This window comes from Pseudomonas lundensis (genome assembly GCF_001042985.1).
Classification (GTDB): Bacteria; Pseudomonadota; Gammaproteobacteria; order Pseudomonadales; family Pseudomonadaceae; genus Aquipseudomonas; species Aquipseudomonas lundensis.
Genome location: NZ_JYKY01000025.1, coordinates 62,116 through 78,453, shown reverse-complemented (window position 1 = coordinate 78,453; position 16,338 = coordinate 62,116). Strand labels below are relative to the sequence as shown.

Annotated in this window: 12 protein-coding genes and 1 pseudogene; 9 read left to right on the top strand and 4 right to left on the bottom strand. The window is 59.4% G+C overall.

The genetic code is table 11. From position 1 onward, the window contains the following. Positions 1 to 127: pseudogene (locus TU74_RS24240) on the top strand (IS5/IS1182 family transposase); the annotation flags it as partial. Here the strand turns inward: TU74_RS24240 and TU74_RS24235 are convergent. Together TU74_RS24235 and TU74_RS18160 are read right to left on the bottom strand one after the other, a co-directional pair. Beyond that, entirely contained in the window at positions 74 to 763 is a 690-nt protein-coding gene (locus tag TU74_RS24235; protein WP_048377256.1) for a hypothetical protein, read from the bottom strand. The pseudogene TU74_RS24240 and the gene TU74_RS24235 overlap by 54 nt on opposite strands. A 617-nt stretch (positions 764 to 1,380) precedes the next feature. Beyond that, positions 1,381 to 2,295 carry a LysR family transcriptional regulator gene (locus TU74_RS18160; RefSeq protein ID WP_048377255.1) on the bottom strand — a complete coding sequence of 305 codons (915 nt, stop codon included), beginning with the start codon at positions 2,293 to 2,295 and terminating at the stop codon, positions 1,381 to 1,383. A 269-nt stretch (positions 2,296 to 2,564) separates the two neighbouring features. Between TU74_RS18160 and TU74_RS18155 the strand changes: the two genes are divergently transcribed. The 6 genes from TU74_RS18155 (at position 2,565) to TU74_RS18130 (ending at position 11,331) form a co-directional block, all read left to right on the top strand. Further along, entirely contained in the window at positions 2,565 to 3,578 is a 1,014-nt protein-coding gene (locus tag TU74_RS18155; RefSeq protein ID WP_047280584.1) for a zinc-dependent alcohol dehydrogenase family protein, read from the top strand. Positions 3,579 to 4,000: 422 nt separating this feature from the next. After that, on the top strand, positions 4,001 to 5,443 hold the full coding sequence (locus TU74_RS18150; protein WP_048377254.1) for a hypothetical protein: 1,443 nt from the start codon (positions 4,001 to 4,003) through the stop codon (positions 5,441 to 5,443). A 90-nt stretch (positions 5,444 to 5,533) separates the two neighbouring features. After that, entirely contained in the window at positions 5,534 to 7,183 is a 1,650-nt protein-coding gene (locus TU74_RS18145; RefSeq protein WP_048377253.1) for a VRR-NUC domain-containing protein, read from the top strand. Next, the gene (locus TU74_RS18140; RefSeq protein ID WP_048377252.1) at positions 7,180 to 9,432 is read left to right on the top strand and encodes an ATP-dependent DNA helicase; all 2,253 of its coding nucleotides are present in this window, start codon (positions 7,180 to 7,182) and stop codon (positions 9,430 to 9,432) included. Before TU74_RS18145 ends, TU74_RS18140 begins: the two co-directional genes overlap by 4 nt. Positions 9,433 to 9,732: 300 nt before the next feature. After that, on the top strand, positions 9,733 to 10,122 hold the full coding sequence (locus TU74_RS18135) for a RidA family protein (protein ID WP_048377251.1): 390 nt from the start codon (positions 9,733 to 9,735) through the stop codon (positions 10,120 to 10,122). Positions 10,123 to 10,125: 3 nt separating this feature from the next. Next, positions 10,126 to 11,331, top strand: a complete 1,206-nt coding sequence (locus TU74_RS18130) for an amino acid deaminase (RefSeq protein WP_048377250.1) — start codon at positions 10,126 to 10,128, stop codon at positions 11,329 to 11,331. Positions 11,332 to 11,378: 47 nt separating this feature from the next. Here the strand turns inward: TU74_RS18130 and TU74_RS18125 are convergent, their stop codons facing one another. After that, positions 11,379 to 11,654: a peptidylprolyl isomerase gene (locus TU74_RS18125; protein WP_047274612.1), complete on the bottom strand. Its 276-nt coding sequence runs from the start codon at positions 11,652 to 11,654 to the stop codon at positions 11,379 to 11,381. 44 nt (positions 11,655 to 11,698) lie between these two features. Continuing rightward, a complete protein-coding gene (locus TU74_RS18120; RefSeq protein WP_048377249.1) occupies positions 11,699 to 13,867 on the bottom strand; it encodes a PAS domain-containing hybrid sensor histidine kinase/response regulator in 2,169 nt (722 codons plus the stop codon). 254 nt (positions 13,868 to 14,121) lie between these two features. On the opposite strand from TU74_RS18120, the gene TU74_RS18115 reads away from it, so the two are divergent. Both TU74_RS18115 and cobF read left to right on the top strand, forming a co-directional pair. After that, positions 14,122 to 15,423 carry an OprD family porin gene (locus tag TU74_RS18115; RefSeq protein ID WP_048377248.1) on the top strand — a complete coding sequence of 434 codons (1,302 nt, stop codon included), beginning with the start codon at positions 14,122 to 14,124 and terminating at the stop codon, positions 15,421 to 15,423. Positions 15,424 to 15,530: 107 nt separating this feature from the next. Continuing rightward, positions 15,531 to 16,283 (top strand): precorrin-6A synthase (deacetylating), encoded by a 753-nt coding sequence (gene cobF / locus TU74_RS18110; RefSeq protein ID WP_048377247.1) that lies wholly within the window; start codon positions 15,531 to 15,533, stop codon positions 16,281 to 16,283. Positions 16,284 to 16,338 lie beyond the last annotated feature (55 nt).

Sequence of the window (16,338 nt, the reverse complement as noted above, 5' to 3'; positions counted from 1 at the left end):
TGGCTGGCTGAAGGAGAACCGTCGCATCGTGACGCGCTTCGACAAGCTCGCAACAAGTTTTGCGGCGATGGTCTCATTGGCCTGCGCTATGCGGTGCTTGCGACAATACTTTACGTACAGAGCCTAGCAAGACACTCCCGTCGGTCTGCACGGTCAGATTGCCCGCGGAGCCTCCAGCCAGAACGGTTAGGGCTTGCTCTTGCAACGCACGAAGTTGGCCTTCTCCCTGTGGCTCGGGAAGTCGGACTTCGACCGCTGGCAGGCGCTCGAGCACCTGCCGCCAGAGAAGCGGGAAGTCCTCGGGCGGGTCAACCAGGTGAACTGACTTGATGGGGCCGAGGCCGGACGCACTCAGAGCCTGTATCACCAGGTGCAAGCGATCGGCCTCTCCGGGCGGCAGCGTTTCGAGAGCTGCCTTTTCAATGGCGGCAAGCTCCTGGATTCGCGAAGCATGCTCTGGATTAGCGCTGCCGTCCCAACCGCCAAGCCGCCACTCGTCACGCCAGGCCAGGAGGCGCGCAGCCGTACCAATACTGTCGGCCTTCAGGGACTCACTGTAAAAGCGCGAGTTGTTGTCATGGGCGCGCAGCAGGCCAGAGTAGATGGTCACGCGTCTGGCCTTGGACGCTTCTGGCGCGCTTAGACCAAGGTAGGTCTCCAGCAGGGATAGGAATCCGAGGCGGCCCACTATCGGGGTGTTGAAGAAGTTCGTCGGGGACGGACCCTGACGGGTATCCAAGAAAAGGCCAAAAGTGATGTGCATGCTAAGGTTGACTTCCTTGACGACAATCCAATGCAGGCGTCCTATTGCATCTTGTTCCCCTGCTCCTAGTTGAGAAGACTAACCGAAAGCAACCATTCACGTACGACGGAAAATTGCTGAGAGCGGCTGTCAGACCACGACTGCCTGTGTGTCAGATATCGCAGCAAGGCAAACAAGGAACTGCGCCTACTGAATTTTTGCTCTTTACCGTTAGCAGCCTTTTTCCAACTAGAGGTCTGGTAAAGCCTGCTGGCCCCCTGGAGTGAGCAGCCGACTTTTGGCAGCGTTTTGAAAAGCGTCGAAGTAATACCTGAATTCAGCTTGGCGACTTACACTTGAAATATTAATTGCACAGGAGGTATCACTCGGTTGCTCACGCGCTTGGGCAGAGGAGAGCATCTCATCGGCCTACCTTCACACCGCGGTGTGTGGGGGACAACAACGGGTGACTTTTCTAGAAGGGAACTGTTGGACTTCAGGCTGGGGGCATCCTTTTCAAACCATCCAACGTATGCCCTCAGATGTGCCCCCAATGTAACAATCCACTGGAAGTGAATGGAGCTCCATGGTTTGTGGAAAGCCAAAAATGATCAGATCAACAGCCTACCCGGCGACGCCTAAAGACTCTCAGGATCCCCAAAAAACATCTGGATCCGCGAGCGCAGCCAGCGTTCTCCCGGATCGTTGTCCTGTGCCCCGCGCCAGGCCATGTGCAATTCGAAGGTTTGCGTGTCCAGCGGCGGGTCTTCGGCGCGTATGCCCCCAGCGGCTGTGAGCGCTTCAGCGGTGTAGTCGGGCACGGTGGCGATGATATCGGTGCCGGCCAGCAGGGTACTCAGGCCGTTGAACTGTGGAACAGCCAGCACGACGTGGCGTTTGCGGCCAAGTTTTTCCAGCTCGGTATCGATAAAACCACTCAGGTCGCCAGCGAATGACACCAGGGCGTGGGGGCGGGCGCAGAAATCATCCAGTGACAACGACCCCGGCACGGTGTCGGCGCGCAAGAGTTTAGGCTTGCTGCGACGTAACACTTTGCGTTTGGCATTGGCGGGGAGGTCGCTGGTGTAGCTGACGCCGACCGAAATTTCCCCGGACGCCAACAACGGCGGCATCAAGATGTAGTTCACCCGCCGCACCACCAGCACGATGCCAGGCGCTTCGGCGCGCAGGCGTTTGAGCAGCATGGGGAGGAGGGCAAATTCTACGTCGTCGGATAACCCGATGCGGAACACCGAGGTGCTGGTGGCCGGGTCGAACTCGGATGCGCGGCTGACCGCCGTGGAAATTGAATCCAGCGCCGGGGACAGCAGCGCAAAAATCTCAATGGCCCGCGCCGTAGGTTCCATGCTGCGCCCGGTCCGCACAAACAGCGGATCATCGAACAGGTTGCGCAGGCGCGATAACGCCGCACTGATCGCCGGTTGGCCGAGGAACAATTTCTCTGCGGCACGGGTCACACTGCGTTCATGCATCAAGCTTTCAAAGACGATCAGCAGGTTAAGATCGACGCGACGCAAGTCGTTACGGTTCATCTCGCTGGCTTCACAGGCGGGTCTAGAGGGACTTAGGTGACGGATCTTACGGGCATACAGGCCAAATCGTCACTGCCTAGATTTGCTTTCTGATTGCCTGATCGGATTAACTTTGCGCTTTGCGCAGCTTTTTGACGGCCTCGGTGTCGCAAGCACCGCGGCCGCCGATCAATGTCAGACATGTCGACTATTAATGCTGTCTGTTAGTCTTGCGCCCAAAGCCCCGATAAAGTCCTGGGGTATTAGCGATTAATTTGGCGAGGTTTGCGATGTCGCGCACGATCCGTTTTCACAAGTTTGGCTCGGCCGAGGTGCTCAAGTGCGAAGAGCACGAGGTCGCTGCGCCCGCGCCCGGAGAAGTGCAGGTGCGCGTCGAAGCCATTGGTATCAGTTGGTACGACGTGCTGTGGCGGCAAAATCTGGCGCCGTCACACGCTCGTCTGCCCGCCGGTATCGGTCAGGAGATGGCGGGGGTCGTGACCGCAGTCGGTGAGGGCGTGAGTGACTTGAAGCCGGGCGACAAGGTGGCCAGCTTCCCTGCGCACAGTGCCAATGACTACCCGAGCTATGGCGAACAGGTCCTGATGCCGCGTTCTGCCCTGACCCTTTATCCGCAGGTGCTGAGCCCGGTCGAGGCCAGCGTGCATTACACGCCCTTGTTGATTGCCTATTTCGCCTACGTGGACTTGGCGCGGGTCAAGCCGGGGCAGACCGTGCTGATCACCGACGCCAGCCATTGCGCAGGGCCTTCGTTCGTGCAGATGGGCAAAGCGTTGGGCGCCAAGGTGATCGCGGCCACCAAAGATGCCGCCGAGCGCGATTACTTGTGCGAACTAGGTGCCGACAAGGTGATCGTTACCGAAGAACAGGACTTGCTGATGCAAATCAACAAGATCACGGACGGTCGAGGCGTAGACACTGTGTTCGACGGGTTGGGCGGGCCGCAAATGTCAGTGCTGGGCGATGTGCTTGCCCCGCGTGGCAGCCTGGTACTTTACGGTTTGCAAGGCGGTAATCAAACGCCATTTCCGGCCTGCGCGGCGTTCCAGAAAAATATTCAGTTCTTTGTGCATTGCATCGGTAATTTCACCGGCAAGCCGGAATTGGGTATCGCTCAGGACCAAGAAGCCATGGCCCGTGCGTTGCAAGCCATCAATGAATGGACGGCCGACAGGATTCTGCGCCCGCTGGTGGTCAAAGTGTTTCCTTTCGAGGAGTTTGTGCAAGCGCATCGTTATATGGATGAATGCCCCTGCAGAGGGCGAGTCGCCCTACAAGTGTGAGTTCGCATCCTGTCAACGGGCAGATGATAACGTCACCCACCCTTGATGAGGGTGGGTGACGTTTTTGTTTGGATTCATCATTCAGGTTGAAACTTCTTGGTTTGATGTTTAAAGCCTATTCGATATGTTTAAAGTGTTTGCGGATAACTTTTAAGTCTTATTAAACATTAAAGTGTGACCGGTCAGTCTAATTATTTAAATGCTCAAATGGCTTTTCATTTGGGTGTGAATACTGATAGCTTACTGATGGCCACTCATATGGAAGTTGGTTGGTATAGGGCGCATCTGGATGAATGCTAGTCGCGTAGTCTAATTCTTACATTTAAGTAATACCTGTCCTTGTTTCTATGGGGGAGCAGGGTTTGCCTGGCCGCTTTGAGTGTGCCTGCGAATACTAATAAGACGTTGCGGAGGGTTAACCCATGAGTACTTTTCATGAGCAGGCCATGAGCTTTGTATATCAACAAGTTCTGCATCGCCTGACAGGGTTCTTCAGTCGACATGAGCGCATTGCGTTGCAATTGTTGATTCAGCGGTTACTGGTGGCTGCGGGCGGTGTCGAGCGCATCGGGCAGTTCCGGGTGATGGTGGTGCATGAGGGCGGCAAGGAAAGCGCGTATACCTTGGCGTTTTTGCGCGCAGCACAGTTGAGTATTGCCGCCCGATCACCTGTGACGTTCATGTTGCGCCTGGCCGTGCTACGCCAGCCGCGGCTTACGGCGTCCGTCATGACAAGGTTTCATCACCAGTGCAATGAGTTATTCCTGTATGACGACGATCGCGTTGAACTGCTACAGGTCGATGACACGGGCGCACATCCCATCACACGCCATACCCCGTTCAATGAGCTGAGCCCGGTGGCCAGTCGGCAGGATGTCTTGATGTGGGGGCATGTGTCAGAAGGGGACGCAAGGGCGACTTTTTTGTATGGCGACCTGTTGTCACGGGCCGCGCTCTTTCAAACCGCCTACAGGTGGGGTGGCGTGGTCAATGCACTGATTGACAGACGCCCGCCGCCGCATCTGGGCGAATATGCGCATTGGATGATCAAGGTGGCACAGCGCCTGGGGCTCTGTACGGCCAGCCCGCCGGACGATGTACTGTCGGCCGCGCTTGATATGTGCCTGCAACTTGATCAGGCATCACGCTTGATGATGCACCCGCACTCCATACCCGACCAGCGTCCTGTCAGTGCCGCGCCCCGCGGGGAGTTGGCGGTGATTAACGTGTTTGATTGTTTGTCCTGCGAGATGGAAATCCTCAACTCTGAGGCCCTTCATTTTACCGAAGGCCAATTGAATGCCCCGGGTGTCAATATTGAAGAACCTCAAACGGCAGTGGTGCTGGTTGAAGCCCATATGCAGGGGTTGCGTCACCGTTACACCGAAGCAGGCGATTATTGCAGTGGCGTCAGTTTATATCTGCAAAGTCTGGCCAAGCAAAATGAATGTAACCCTCGATACAAGGGGCAACTTACGGGTGTCATCGCAAGTGCATTTAATACACCCAAGCGAATTCAGAAGTTGCGAATTCAGATAACGCAGTATTTGAATGATCTGTATAACTTGAGCGACGAGCATATCCGTTGTTTTATTCAATCGCCCTTTGTCGAACAGGGCGGCCAGTTGGAATCGTTCCTGCAGCGTAACTACCCCGACAACTTACCGTTGTTAAACGAACTCCATCACGCCTTGCAAGCACAACCTGATGCCTGCGCGCGACACGCAGGCTGGCTTGAAACCATCAGCGGGCTGCCTATCAAATCCCTGCAGGCGCTTTATACCTTGCGCAAGATTGATCTGGCCGAAGGCACGACCCTGATCGACATCCTGGCGTCCCACGACCCCGGTAAGCGACGCAGCTGAACCATTCATCCATTAGCCATTGCCAACCCGCCGGACGACCTGATATCTGTACGCTTATCCAGTATTAAACATCAGTGGTTTGTTCCGCCTGTGATTTCCAATCCCCTTGAAGACCCGTTGTACTACCTGAAGAACTTCCAGCACGTCTTGCACTGGATCAAATCCCGTTACGACGACCTGCTGAACCTCGAAGAGCAGTGCTTCATCGACACCTTCCTCCAATTGCCGGGCGCCTCACAGGCGCTGTGGGTGAGGCTGGTCATGCGCAAGGGCACGCATTTTCGCGCCAGCAAGCTCAATTACGCAGAAATCGGGGATATCGCCCGTGCAGCGGCGCCCTTGCTGGAACAGGGGTGGGTGAATGACCAGGCAAGGATCAACCTGGCAGACGTGTTCGAGGTGTTGCAAAAGGCAGAGTTGTTGCGCTTTTTCGCGGCGCATATTGCTGATCCCAAAGGCCGAAAGTCCGACTGGGAAGCCCGGTTGAGCCTTGAGCTGACCCATGAGCAAACCTTGGGCAACTGGTGCCCGGGCCTTGAAGACCGGCTGTTGACCCTGACCAACCGGACCCTGGGTGATCGTCTGCGCTTGATGTTCTTCGGCACCCTCAACCAGAGCTGGTCCGACCTGGTATTGGCTGACTTGGGTCTGTTTACCTATGAGGCCGTGCCATTGAGCCCGGCGTCCCGTGCCCTGCGGTGTCGGGCTGATATTGACGGCTATTTACACCTGCATGCGTGCCGCGAACAGTTCGAAGCCGCGCAAGACGTCGAACTCGTTTTGCAGCACGTGCTGGACTACACGGCCGATAACCGCTGGCTATCACGCCGCCGCGCGCGTTTGTTGTTTCAATTGGGGCACTACCACGAGCGTGCCGGCGATCATCTGCGAGCCTTGGACATTTACCCTCACAGCCAGCACCCGCAAGCCCGAGTGCGCACGGTGCGGGTCATGGAGCACTTGCAAGCGTACGAGCAGGCGTATGCGCTGGCACAAACGGCCGAGCAGGCACCGTTGACTGACGCGGAGCTCCAGCAAGTGCAGCGCATGATCCCGCGCCTGCGACGCAAACTCGGCCTGCCCGCCGAGCCTCGCGCCAAACCTCGCGCTCCGCTACGCCTTGACCTGTGCCTGGAGCGCCATGCGCAGCGTTCAGTGGAGTTCAGCGTGGTGGCCCATTTGCACACCGAAGATGCACCGGTGCATTACGTGGAAAACACCCTGATCAACGCATTGTTCGGGTTGTTGTGCTGGCCTGCCATTTTCGCGCCGTTGCCGGGTGCATTTTTTCATCCGTATCAAAGCGGCCCCGCCGATTTGCTGGAGGACGACTTCCACGCACGGCGGGCCGAGCTGTTCGACGCCTGTTTCGCGCAATTGCACGACGGACGATACCGGCACACCATTCGCGACACGTACACCCGAAAATACGGCGTGCAGTCGCCATTCGTGGCCTGGGGCCACCTGAGTGAACACCTGCTGGAGGAGGCGCTGAACTGCCTGCCGCCCGCGCATTTGCAGCTGTGGTTCAGCCGGCTGTTACTGGACATAAAAGCCAACCGCACCGGCATGCCCGACCTGATCCAGTTTTGGCCCGCGCAAAAAACCTACCGCATGATCGAAGTCAAAGGGCCAGGGGATCGCCTGCAAGACAACCAGTTGCGTTGGCTGGCCTTTTGCGAGCAGCACCAGATGCCGGTCACGGTCTGTTACGTGCAATGGCAGGAATGCACCGCGTGAGTTATCGCATTGCAGTCAGGGCCTTGTGCGAGTTCACGGCCAAAATCGGCGACCTTGACCTGCGCTTCACGCCGTCGCCGAGTGCGCAACAAGGCATGGCCGGGCATCGCACCGTGGCATCCCGGCGCGCTGCCAGCTATCAAGCTGAACTGAGCCTTGAGGGCCATTACCGCACGCTCTGTGTACGGGGCAGGGCCGATGGCTACGACCCGCTTAACAACGTGCTGGAAGAGGTCAAAACCTTTCGCGGGGACTTCGCGGCCCTGCCAGCGAATCATCGTCACCTGCACTGGGCCCAGGCCAAGGTGTATGGCTGGTTGTTGTGTCAACAATTGGAGTTGCCCGCGGTCAATCTGGCGCTGGTGTATTTCGACATCGTCAGTGAAAAGGAGACCCGGCTGCAGGAACAATGGAGCGCCGCCGACCTGCAACAGTTTTTCACCCGCCAATGTGAGCAGTTTCTGGCGTGGGCGGAACAGGAGGTGGCGCACCGCGCCCTTCGCGACGAGGCCGCCCGCGGGCTGGCATTTCCCCACCCGGTATTTCGCACCGGGCAACGCCCGCTGGCCGAGGCCGTGTACAAAACCGTCAGCACCGGCCGCTGCCTGATGGCCCAGGCGCCAACAGGGATTGGTAAAACGGTAGGCACGCTGTTCCCGCTGCTCAAGGCCATGCCTGCGCAACAACTGGACAAACTGTTGTTCCTCACCGCCAAAACCCCTGGCCGACAGTTAGCGCTGGACGCGGCGCAACGACTGTACCCCGCCGCAGGCCCGACAGCGCTGCGCGTACTTGAGCTGGTGGCACGGGACAAAGCCTGCGAATACCCGCAAAACGCCTGCAATGGCGAGGCCTGCCCATTGGCCAACGGTTTTTATGACCGTTTGCCGGCCGCGCGTCAGGCCGCCGTTGAGCACTCGCTTCTCGATCAGGCCACGTTGCGCGAAGTGGCCCTGGCGCATCAGGTATGCCCGTATTACTTGAGCCAGGAAATGGCCCGCTGGGCCGATCTGGTGATCGCCGATTACAACTATTACTTCGACTTCAGTGCCTTGTTGTATGGCCTGGCACAGGCCAACCAATGGAAAGTCGCCACCCTGATCGACGAAGCCCACAACCTCGTGGAGCGCGCCCGCCAGATGTACAGCGCAAGCCTCGACCAGTACAGCCTGAACGCCGTGCGCCTGAATGCGCCGGTGCCCCTCGACAAGGCGTTCAAACGCCTCAATCGCGAGTGGAACGCACTGCACAAAGCGCAAATCGGCCCGTATCAGGTTCATCCGCAACTGCCGGGCAAGTGGCTGAACGCGTTGACGACCTGCATCACCGCGATAGGCGATTACCTCAACGATCACCCGCACGGCATGACCGGCGAGCTGCAGGGTTTTTACTTCGAGGCGCTGCAATTTAGCCGGGTGGCGGAGCTGTTCGGCACGCCTTTCATTTTCGACGTCACCCTGCGTGACACCGGCAAGCGCCGCCTGTCACAGCTCACGCTGCGCAATGTGGTGCCCGCGGCTTTTATCGGACCGCGCCTGGCCAGTGCGCACAGTAATGTGCTGTTTTCAGCCACCCTCAACCCCCGCGCGTATTACGCCAATCTGCTCGGGCTAGCGCCAGACACGGTATGGGTCGACGTCGAGTCGCCGTTCAAGGCCGAACAGCTGTCGGTGCGCGTCATGAGCCACATCTCCACCCGCTTCAGCCACCGGGCAACCTCACTGGCGCCGATTGTCGAGCTGATGGCCGAGCAGTTTGAACAGCGGGCGGGCAACTACCTGGCGTTCTTCAGCAGTTTTGACTACTTGCAGCAAGTGGCCGCGCTGCTGGCTGAACGCTACCCGCACATCCCCCAATGGCAACAGGCCCGGCGCATGGATGAAACAGCGCGTCAGGGGTTTCTCGACCGTTTCACCCTGACCGGGCAGGGCATCGGTTTTGCGGTGCTGGGCGGGGCATTTGGAGAAGGCATCGACCTGCCTGGCGCACGCCTGATTGGCGCCTTTATCGCCACCTTGGGGCTGAGCCAGTTCAACCCGGTCAATGAACAGATCAAACAGCGCATGGCCGCGTTGTTCGGAGCAGGGTATGACTACACCTATCTGTATCCGGGCTTGCAAAAGGTCGTGCAGGCGGCCGGTCGCGTGATTCGCACCCAGAGCGATCAGGGCGCAGTGTTCTTGATTGATGACCGTTTTGCCGAGCCTAACGTGCAACAGCTGTTGCCCGCGTGGTGGGTGTTGCAATAACGACTCCACTGATCGGAAACAGCCTGAAACATTATTCGCTGCATTATCACAGCGACATCACCGGCTGATAGACTGCGCGCCGCTGAAAATCTGCCAGTCGTCCGAGCAGATTGGCGCCCTTGCCGTTGAGTACTGAACGTGAAACGTGCGTTTTTGCTGTATGTGGTCTGCATGACCCTCGTCCTGGCCGGGTTCGCCTGGATCTTCATCACCCTCTACCGCTAACTCCACGCCTGCGCGTGTATGGCAAACTCCCAGACCTGGGCGCCTTCGTCGCCCGTTCTTGTCGAGGAGAGTGTCATGAGCATCACGCGTTTCGGAACAGGCGCCATTGGCGCCGGTGGTCAGCCGTTGCCCTTTGCCCGCGCCGTGGAAGCCGATGGCTGGCTTCACGTCTCGGGGCAGGTGGCCATGGAGCAGGGCGAAATCATTGCCGGCGGCATCGTCGAGCAAACGCATAAAACCATGCAAAACCTGATCGCGATCCTTGAAGAAGCCGGTTACGGCCTCGAAGATGTGGTGCGTGCAGGCGTGTGGCTGGCCGATCCGCGGGACTTCTGGAGTTTCAACAAGGTGTTCGCCAGCTATTTCAAGGCTGAACACGCCCCGGCCCGCGCCTGCGTACAGGCAATGATGATGGTGGACTGCAAGGTCGAAATCGACTGCATTGCCTACAAAGCCAAGGGGTGAGCCATGAGCCGGAGCGAAGTGGAAAAGGGCGCGGCGCGTGTCGCAGACCACCTGCTGTGTGATGTCAGCCTCCCGGCCCTGGTGATTCATCGCCAGGCGCTGGAGCACAACATTCGCTGGATGCAGGCGTTCGTCACGGGCAGCGGCGGCGAGCTGGCCCCCCATGGCAAAACCAGCATGGCCCCGGCCTTGTTTCGTCGGCAAATGGCGCAGGGCGCCTGGGCGATGACCCTGGCCACCGCGGTTCAGACCCGCACAGCGTATGCGGCCGGGGTGCGCCGGGTGTTGATGGCCAACCAGTTGGTGGGTCGCCCGAACATGGCCCTTATCGCTGAACTGTTGGACGACCCCGTTTTTGAATTTCACTGCCTGGTCGATCACCCGGACAACGTTGCCGCCCTCGGCGCGTTCTTCGCTGAACGCGGCCAGCGTTTGAACGTGATGATCGAATATGGCGTCGCAGGCGGACGATGCGGTTGCCGGACCGAAGCCCAAGTCATGGCCCTGGCCGCTGCCATCCGCGCGCAACCGGCGTTGGCACTGACCGGGATCGAAGGCTACGAAGGGGTGATTCACGGCGCACAGGCCGTCACCGACATCCGCGCCTTTGCCGCCTCCTTGGTGCGCCTGGCGCTCACCTTGCAGCGTGACGGCGCGTTTGCGCGAGACACGCCGATCATCACCGCGTCGGGCTCGGCCTGGTATGACCTGATTGCCGAAGCCTTCGCCGCCGAGGCAGCCAGTGGACGCTTCCTGAGTGTTTTACGCCCCGGCAGTTACGTGGCCCACGATCACGGGATCTACAAAACAGCGCAATGCTGCGTGCTGGATCGGCGCAGCGACTTGCACGAGGGCCTGCGCCCGGCGCTGGAAGTGTGGGCTCAGGTGCAATCGCTGCCCGAACCCGGATTGGCCGTGGTGGCGCTGGGCAAGCGCGATGTGGCGTATGACGCAGGGCTGCCCGTCCCGTTGAAGCGTTACCGCGAAGGGGATGCTGCTGACGTGGGCGATGACGTGAGCGCGTGCACCGTAACGGCGCTGATGGACCAACACGGGTTCATGACGGTCGCTCCCGGCCTTGAACTGCGCGTGGGCGACATCATCAGCTTCGGGACGTCCCACCCGTGCCTGACGTTTGATAAATGGCGTACGGGCTGCCTGGTGGACGAACAGCTCACGGTGGTTGAGCCTTTCGAGATCTTTTTTTAAGCCTTTGGCGGTTGAGGCACGCGGTTGCGCTTAGGTGACCGCGCCCCTCAGTCGCGGAAAAACACCTGCACCAGGTGGTAGCCAAATTTGCTTTTGACCGGGCCATGCACCACGCGCAGCGGTTTTTTGAAGATGATCTGGTCGATCACGCCAACCATTTGCCCCGGCCGCACTTCGCCCAGATCGCCGCCGCGCTTGCCCGAAGGGCAGGTCGAGAACTTCTTGGCCAGCACGTCGAAGGCTTCGCCCTTGGCAATGCGTTGCTTGAGGGACTCGGCTTCTTCTGCGGTTTTCACCAGAATGTGGCGGGCTTGAGCTTTCATGGGGCGTATACCTTGCAGCTGTAGGGCAAATTCGAGGGCGCGGATTATGCCTGAGTTTTCGCCGGGATCATTGCCCGAATCAGGGTCGCCAGCTTATCCACCGAGAACGGCTTGCCGATCATGTCCATGCCTGTGTCCAAAAAGCCCTCGCGCTGGATCGCACTTTCCGCGTAGCCGGTCATGAACAGTACGCTCAGGCCGGATCGCTGTTGACGGGCGATTTCCGCCAACTGGCGGCCGTTCATGCCGGGCAGCCCCACGTCGGTCACCAGCAAGTCGATGCGCAGCGACGACTCCAGCAATGCCAGCGCGGTTTTGGCATCCGGCGCCTGATGGGCGGTGTAGCCCAACTCATCCAGCACATTGAGCACCAGTGTGCGCACGGCCGGGTCATCCTCCACCACCAGCACGCTTTCACCTTCGATGGCGCAGGGCGCATCGGGGTGGGTGACTGGCGGACGGGGTTGCACCTGCAGGTTGTAATGGCGGGGCAAGTACAGGCGCACACACGTGCCGTTGCCGCTTTCACTGGTGATGGTCACGTGCCCGCCCGACTGCTGGGCAAAGCCATAAATCATCGACAGGCCCAGCCCCGTGCCCTGGCCGATGGGCTTGGTGGTGAAAAATGGATCGAACGCTTTGGCCAGCACCTGTGGCGTCATGCCCGAGCCGTTGTCGCTGACTTCGAGCATCACATAGTCCCCGGCCTTGACCGGCTCCAGGGTGCTGATGTCCGTGCCGTCGAGGTAGCTGTTGCGGGTGCGCACGCGCAAGGTGCCGCCTTGGGGCATGGCATCGCGGGCGTTGATAATCAGATTCAGCAAGGCACTTTCCAGCTGGCCCGCATCGGTGTTGACGGCCCAGATGTTGTCGCCCAGTTGCACATCAAGGGTGATATGGGCGCCTTTGGTGCGCCTGAACAGCTCTTCCAGTGAGGTCACCAGATGATTGGGGTCCAGCGGCTTGCGGTCCAGCGACTGGCGCCGTGAAAACGCCAGTAGCCGGTGGGTGAGGGCTGCCGCCCGCTGTGCCGAGGAAACCGCCGCATCGGTAAAACGGCCGATCTCGGCGCTACGGCCCGCCGCAATGTAGCGTTTCATCAGATCGAGACTGCCGATGATGCCGGTGAGCATGTTGTTGAAGTCATGGGCGATGCCGCCGGTCAATTGGCCCACGGCTTCCATCTTCTGAGCATGGCGCAGCGCGTCTTCGGCCCGTTCGCGCTCCTGCATTTCGCGTTGCAGCTGAACGTTGGCTTCAGCCAGCGCCTGCGTGCGTTCGGCCACCCGTTCTTCCAGGGTTTCATTGAGGTGGAGCAGGGCTTGTTCGGTTTTCTTGCGTTCGGTGATGTCCAGCGCTGCGCCCATGAACCGCTGGGCGCGGCCTGGGTCCGCACTGAAGCAACGGCCGCGGGCGAACACCCAGCGGATGGTGCCATCGGCGTCCAGCAGGCGGTATTCCTCGGCGTACTCGCCATTGCTGGCCAGACAGGCTTTGATCGAGCGCGTCAGCAGGCCCCGGTCTTCGGGGTGGACGCCTTGTAAATACGCGGTAATCGGCAATTGCCCCGACAACTGCGGCTCGATGCCATGCATCTGCGCGAATCGGCTGTCGGTCACGAACAGGTCCTGGTCGATGTTCCAGTCCCAGGTGCCCACGCCGTTGGTGACGGTCTGCGCCAGTCGCAGACGTTCCTCGGTGTCATGCTGGGCCTGGCGCGTGGCTTTTGAGCGCTGGCGTAGCTTGATGGCCGTGCGACGGCGGCGCGAAGCCTTGACCGCCATCATCAGGATCCCGGCCACCGCGCCGGACTCGTCGCACACCGGGCTGAAGGTCAGGTCGAGCCACATTTCATTGGCGTGCTGGCGATCAGGGATCAAAAAATACTGGTCGACGTGGGTGCGGCTTTCGCCTGCCAGCACGGCGTCAATGATCGGCAGGGTGAACTCCCGGTACTCGGGCCAGCTCTGGTGCACCGGCTGGCCGAAGGCGTTCGGGTGTTTGTCACCGGCCAGCACGGCAAAGCTGTCGTTGTAGATCTGCGTCAACTGCTGGCCCCACAGCAATAGCATGGGCATGGGCGAGTTCATTAACAGCTGCACGCAGGTGCGCAGGCTTTGCGGCCAGTCAGCCACATCACCCAGCGGGTTTCGTTGCCAGTCCAGGCGTTGCGACAGGGGCGCGAGTTGGCTGAGGGAAAATACGGCGCTCATGAAAAATCCTGAGGGTGTCAATCGTGGGTGCGTCTATTTAAGGCCGGATATGGGTGAAACGCTATTAACGACGTGAACAGGGTTAAATTTGGGCAAAAGGCCATCATTTGCGACTAAGGTCGTATGAGGCAGCGGCTTAGCCTTTCGTACAATTGCGCCCCCTTTTGCATTGAGCGCTTTCGCCCCGGTTTTTGACCGAAGGTGCAGGCTCAATGGTTTTCGTCTTGCGAATGATTCGCTGCTGGAGCTTGTACATGGTTGTCCCTTTTTCGTTGTTGCCACCGTGCCGGGTTGCACGCCTGAGCGCGCTGGCCGTGTGCGCCGGTTTTGCCGCACATACCCAGGCCGGCGGTTTTATTGAAGACAGCACCGCCAAGCTCGAAGCCCGAACCGTGTACTTCAATCGCGATTTCCGGGACGGCAGCACTTCCAGCCCGCAAGGCGCCTCCAAGCGCGAAGAAACCGCCCAGGGGTTTATCCTCAACGTGCAATCTGGCTACACCGAAGGCACCGTGGGCTTTGGTCTGGACGCGCTGGGCATGCTGGGCCTGAAACTGGATTCCAGTCCCGCCGACAGCAACAGCGGGCTGTTGCCTTCGACCGGCAGCGACCCGCGTCGTTCCAAGGACCAATACGCGAAAATCGGCGTCACCGCCAAAATGCGCATATCTGACACGGTGCTCAAGTACGGTGCCTTGCTCCCGGACCTGCCGTTGCTCAAGTACAACGACGGCCGTTTGCTGCCGAACATGTTCAACGGCGCGATGCTGGTGTCCAAAGATGTCAACGACCTGACCATCATGGCATCGCGCCTCAATCGCTACACCGCGCGTGATTCCACCGACCCGCAGGATTTGCGCCTCAACTGCAAGAACAAGCGTTATGGCTGCAACATCACGGCCGATCACTTCAACATGTACGGCCTGGACTACAAGGTTAACGAGCGTCTGACCGCGCAGTACCACTACGCCGAACTGCAAGACATCTATCGCCAGCAATTCGTCGGTCTGCTGGCCAACCAGCCGATCGGGCCGGGCGTGCTGTCGGCCGACGTGCGCCTGCTCAAAAGTGACGATGCCGGTTCCACCAAGGCATCGACCATCGACAACCGCGCACTGGGGGCCATGCTGGGTTACTCGGTGGGCGGGCATAAAGTCAGCGCGGGCTGGCAGCGCATGAACGGCGACACGTCCATGCCGTATCTGGATGGCAGCAACCCGTACCTGGTCAACTACCTGCAAGTCAACGATTTCGCCAACGCTCAGGAACGCTCCTGGCAAGTGCGGTACGACTATGACTTCAAGGCTATGGGCTACAACGGCTGGTCGTTCATGACCCGCTACGTGAACGGCGACAACATCAAGGTGGTGGGCCGCGCCGAAGAAGGCAAAGAGTGGGAACGCGACACCGAGGTCAAATACATCGTGCAAAGCGGCACGTTCAAAGACTTGAGCCTGCGCTTTCGCAATGCCACCTACCGCACCAACTACTCCAAATTCGCCCGCGATGTGGACGAAACCCGCCTGATCGTCAGCTACAACCTCAACATCTGGTAACGCACATTCCCCGCGCCTCAGCCCGGTAACGACCGGCTGATTCGCGGTGCGCAGGGCTGCTTGGCGCTCTATAGTCAGCGGCACGACGACTGCGGAGCCTTTTGTGTATGAAAACCCTTCTGCTGATTGGCATGGGCGCTGGCGATCCTGAACACATCACGGTGCAGGCGATCGAAGCGCTCAATCGTGCGTCCGTGTTTTTTGTACTGGATAAAGGCCCCATTACCCAAGATCTGGTCCGGCTTCGGCTGGACATCTGCCAGCGTTACATCCGTAACCCGGCGTATCGCGTGGTTCAGGTCAACGATCCCAAGCGTGACAGCGCAACCGCGTCTTACACCGCCGGGGTCGAGCACTGGCACGCGCAACGCGCCGAGGTCTACGCACGCCTGATCGACAGCGAACTGGCCGACGGAGCCTGCGGGGCTTTTCTGTTGTGGGGCGAGCCTGGGTTATACGACAGCACGCTGCGTATTCTTGAGCGGGTTCGTGAGCAGGGCAGCAGCGCGTTTGACTATCACGTGATCCCCGGCATCAGCAGTGTGCAGGCCCTCGCGGCCCGGCATCGCATTCCCCTCAACGGCATCGGCCAGCCGATCCGCATCACCACTGGCCGACAATTGTGTGCTGATGATCTGGACAATGTGGTGGTCATGCTCGACGCCCAGTGTGCGTTTGAAGCATTCGTCGATGAACCGGTCGACATCTACTGGGGGGCGTATCTCGGCACCGCCGATGAAATCCTGATTTCCGGCAAGTTGCGCGACGTGTGCGCACAGATCAAACACGCCAGGACGCAGGCCAGGCAGCGTAAAGGGTGGATTATGGACACCTATGTGTTGCGTCGGCGAACAGACTGAACGTCAAAGCCGAGCAGCGTACTACGTGAACTTAGGACACAGCCTACTGCCGTTA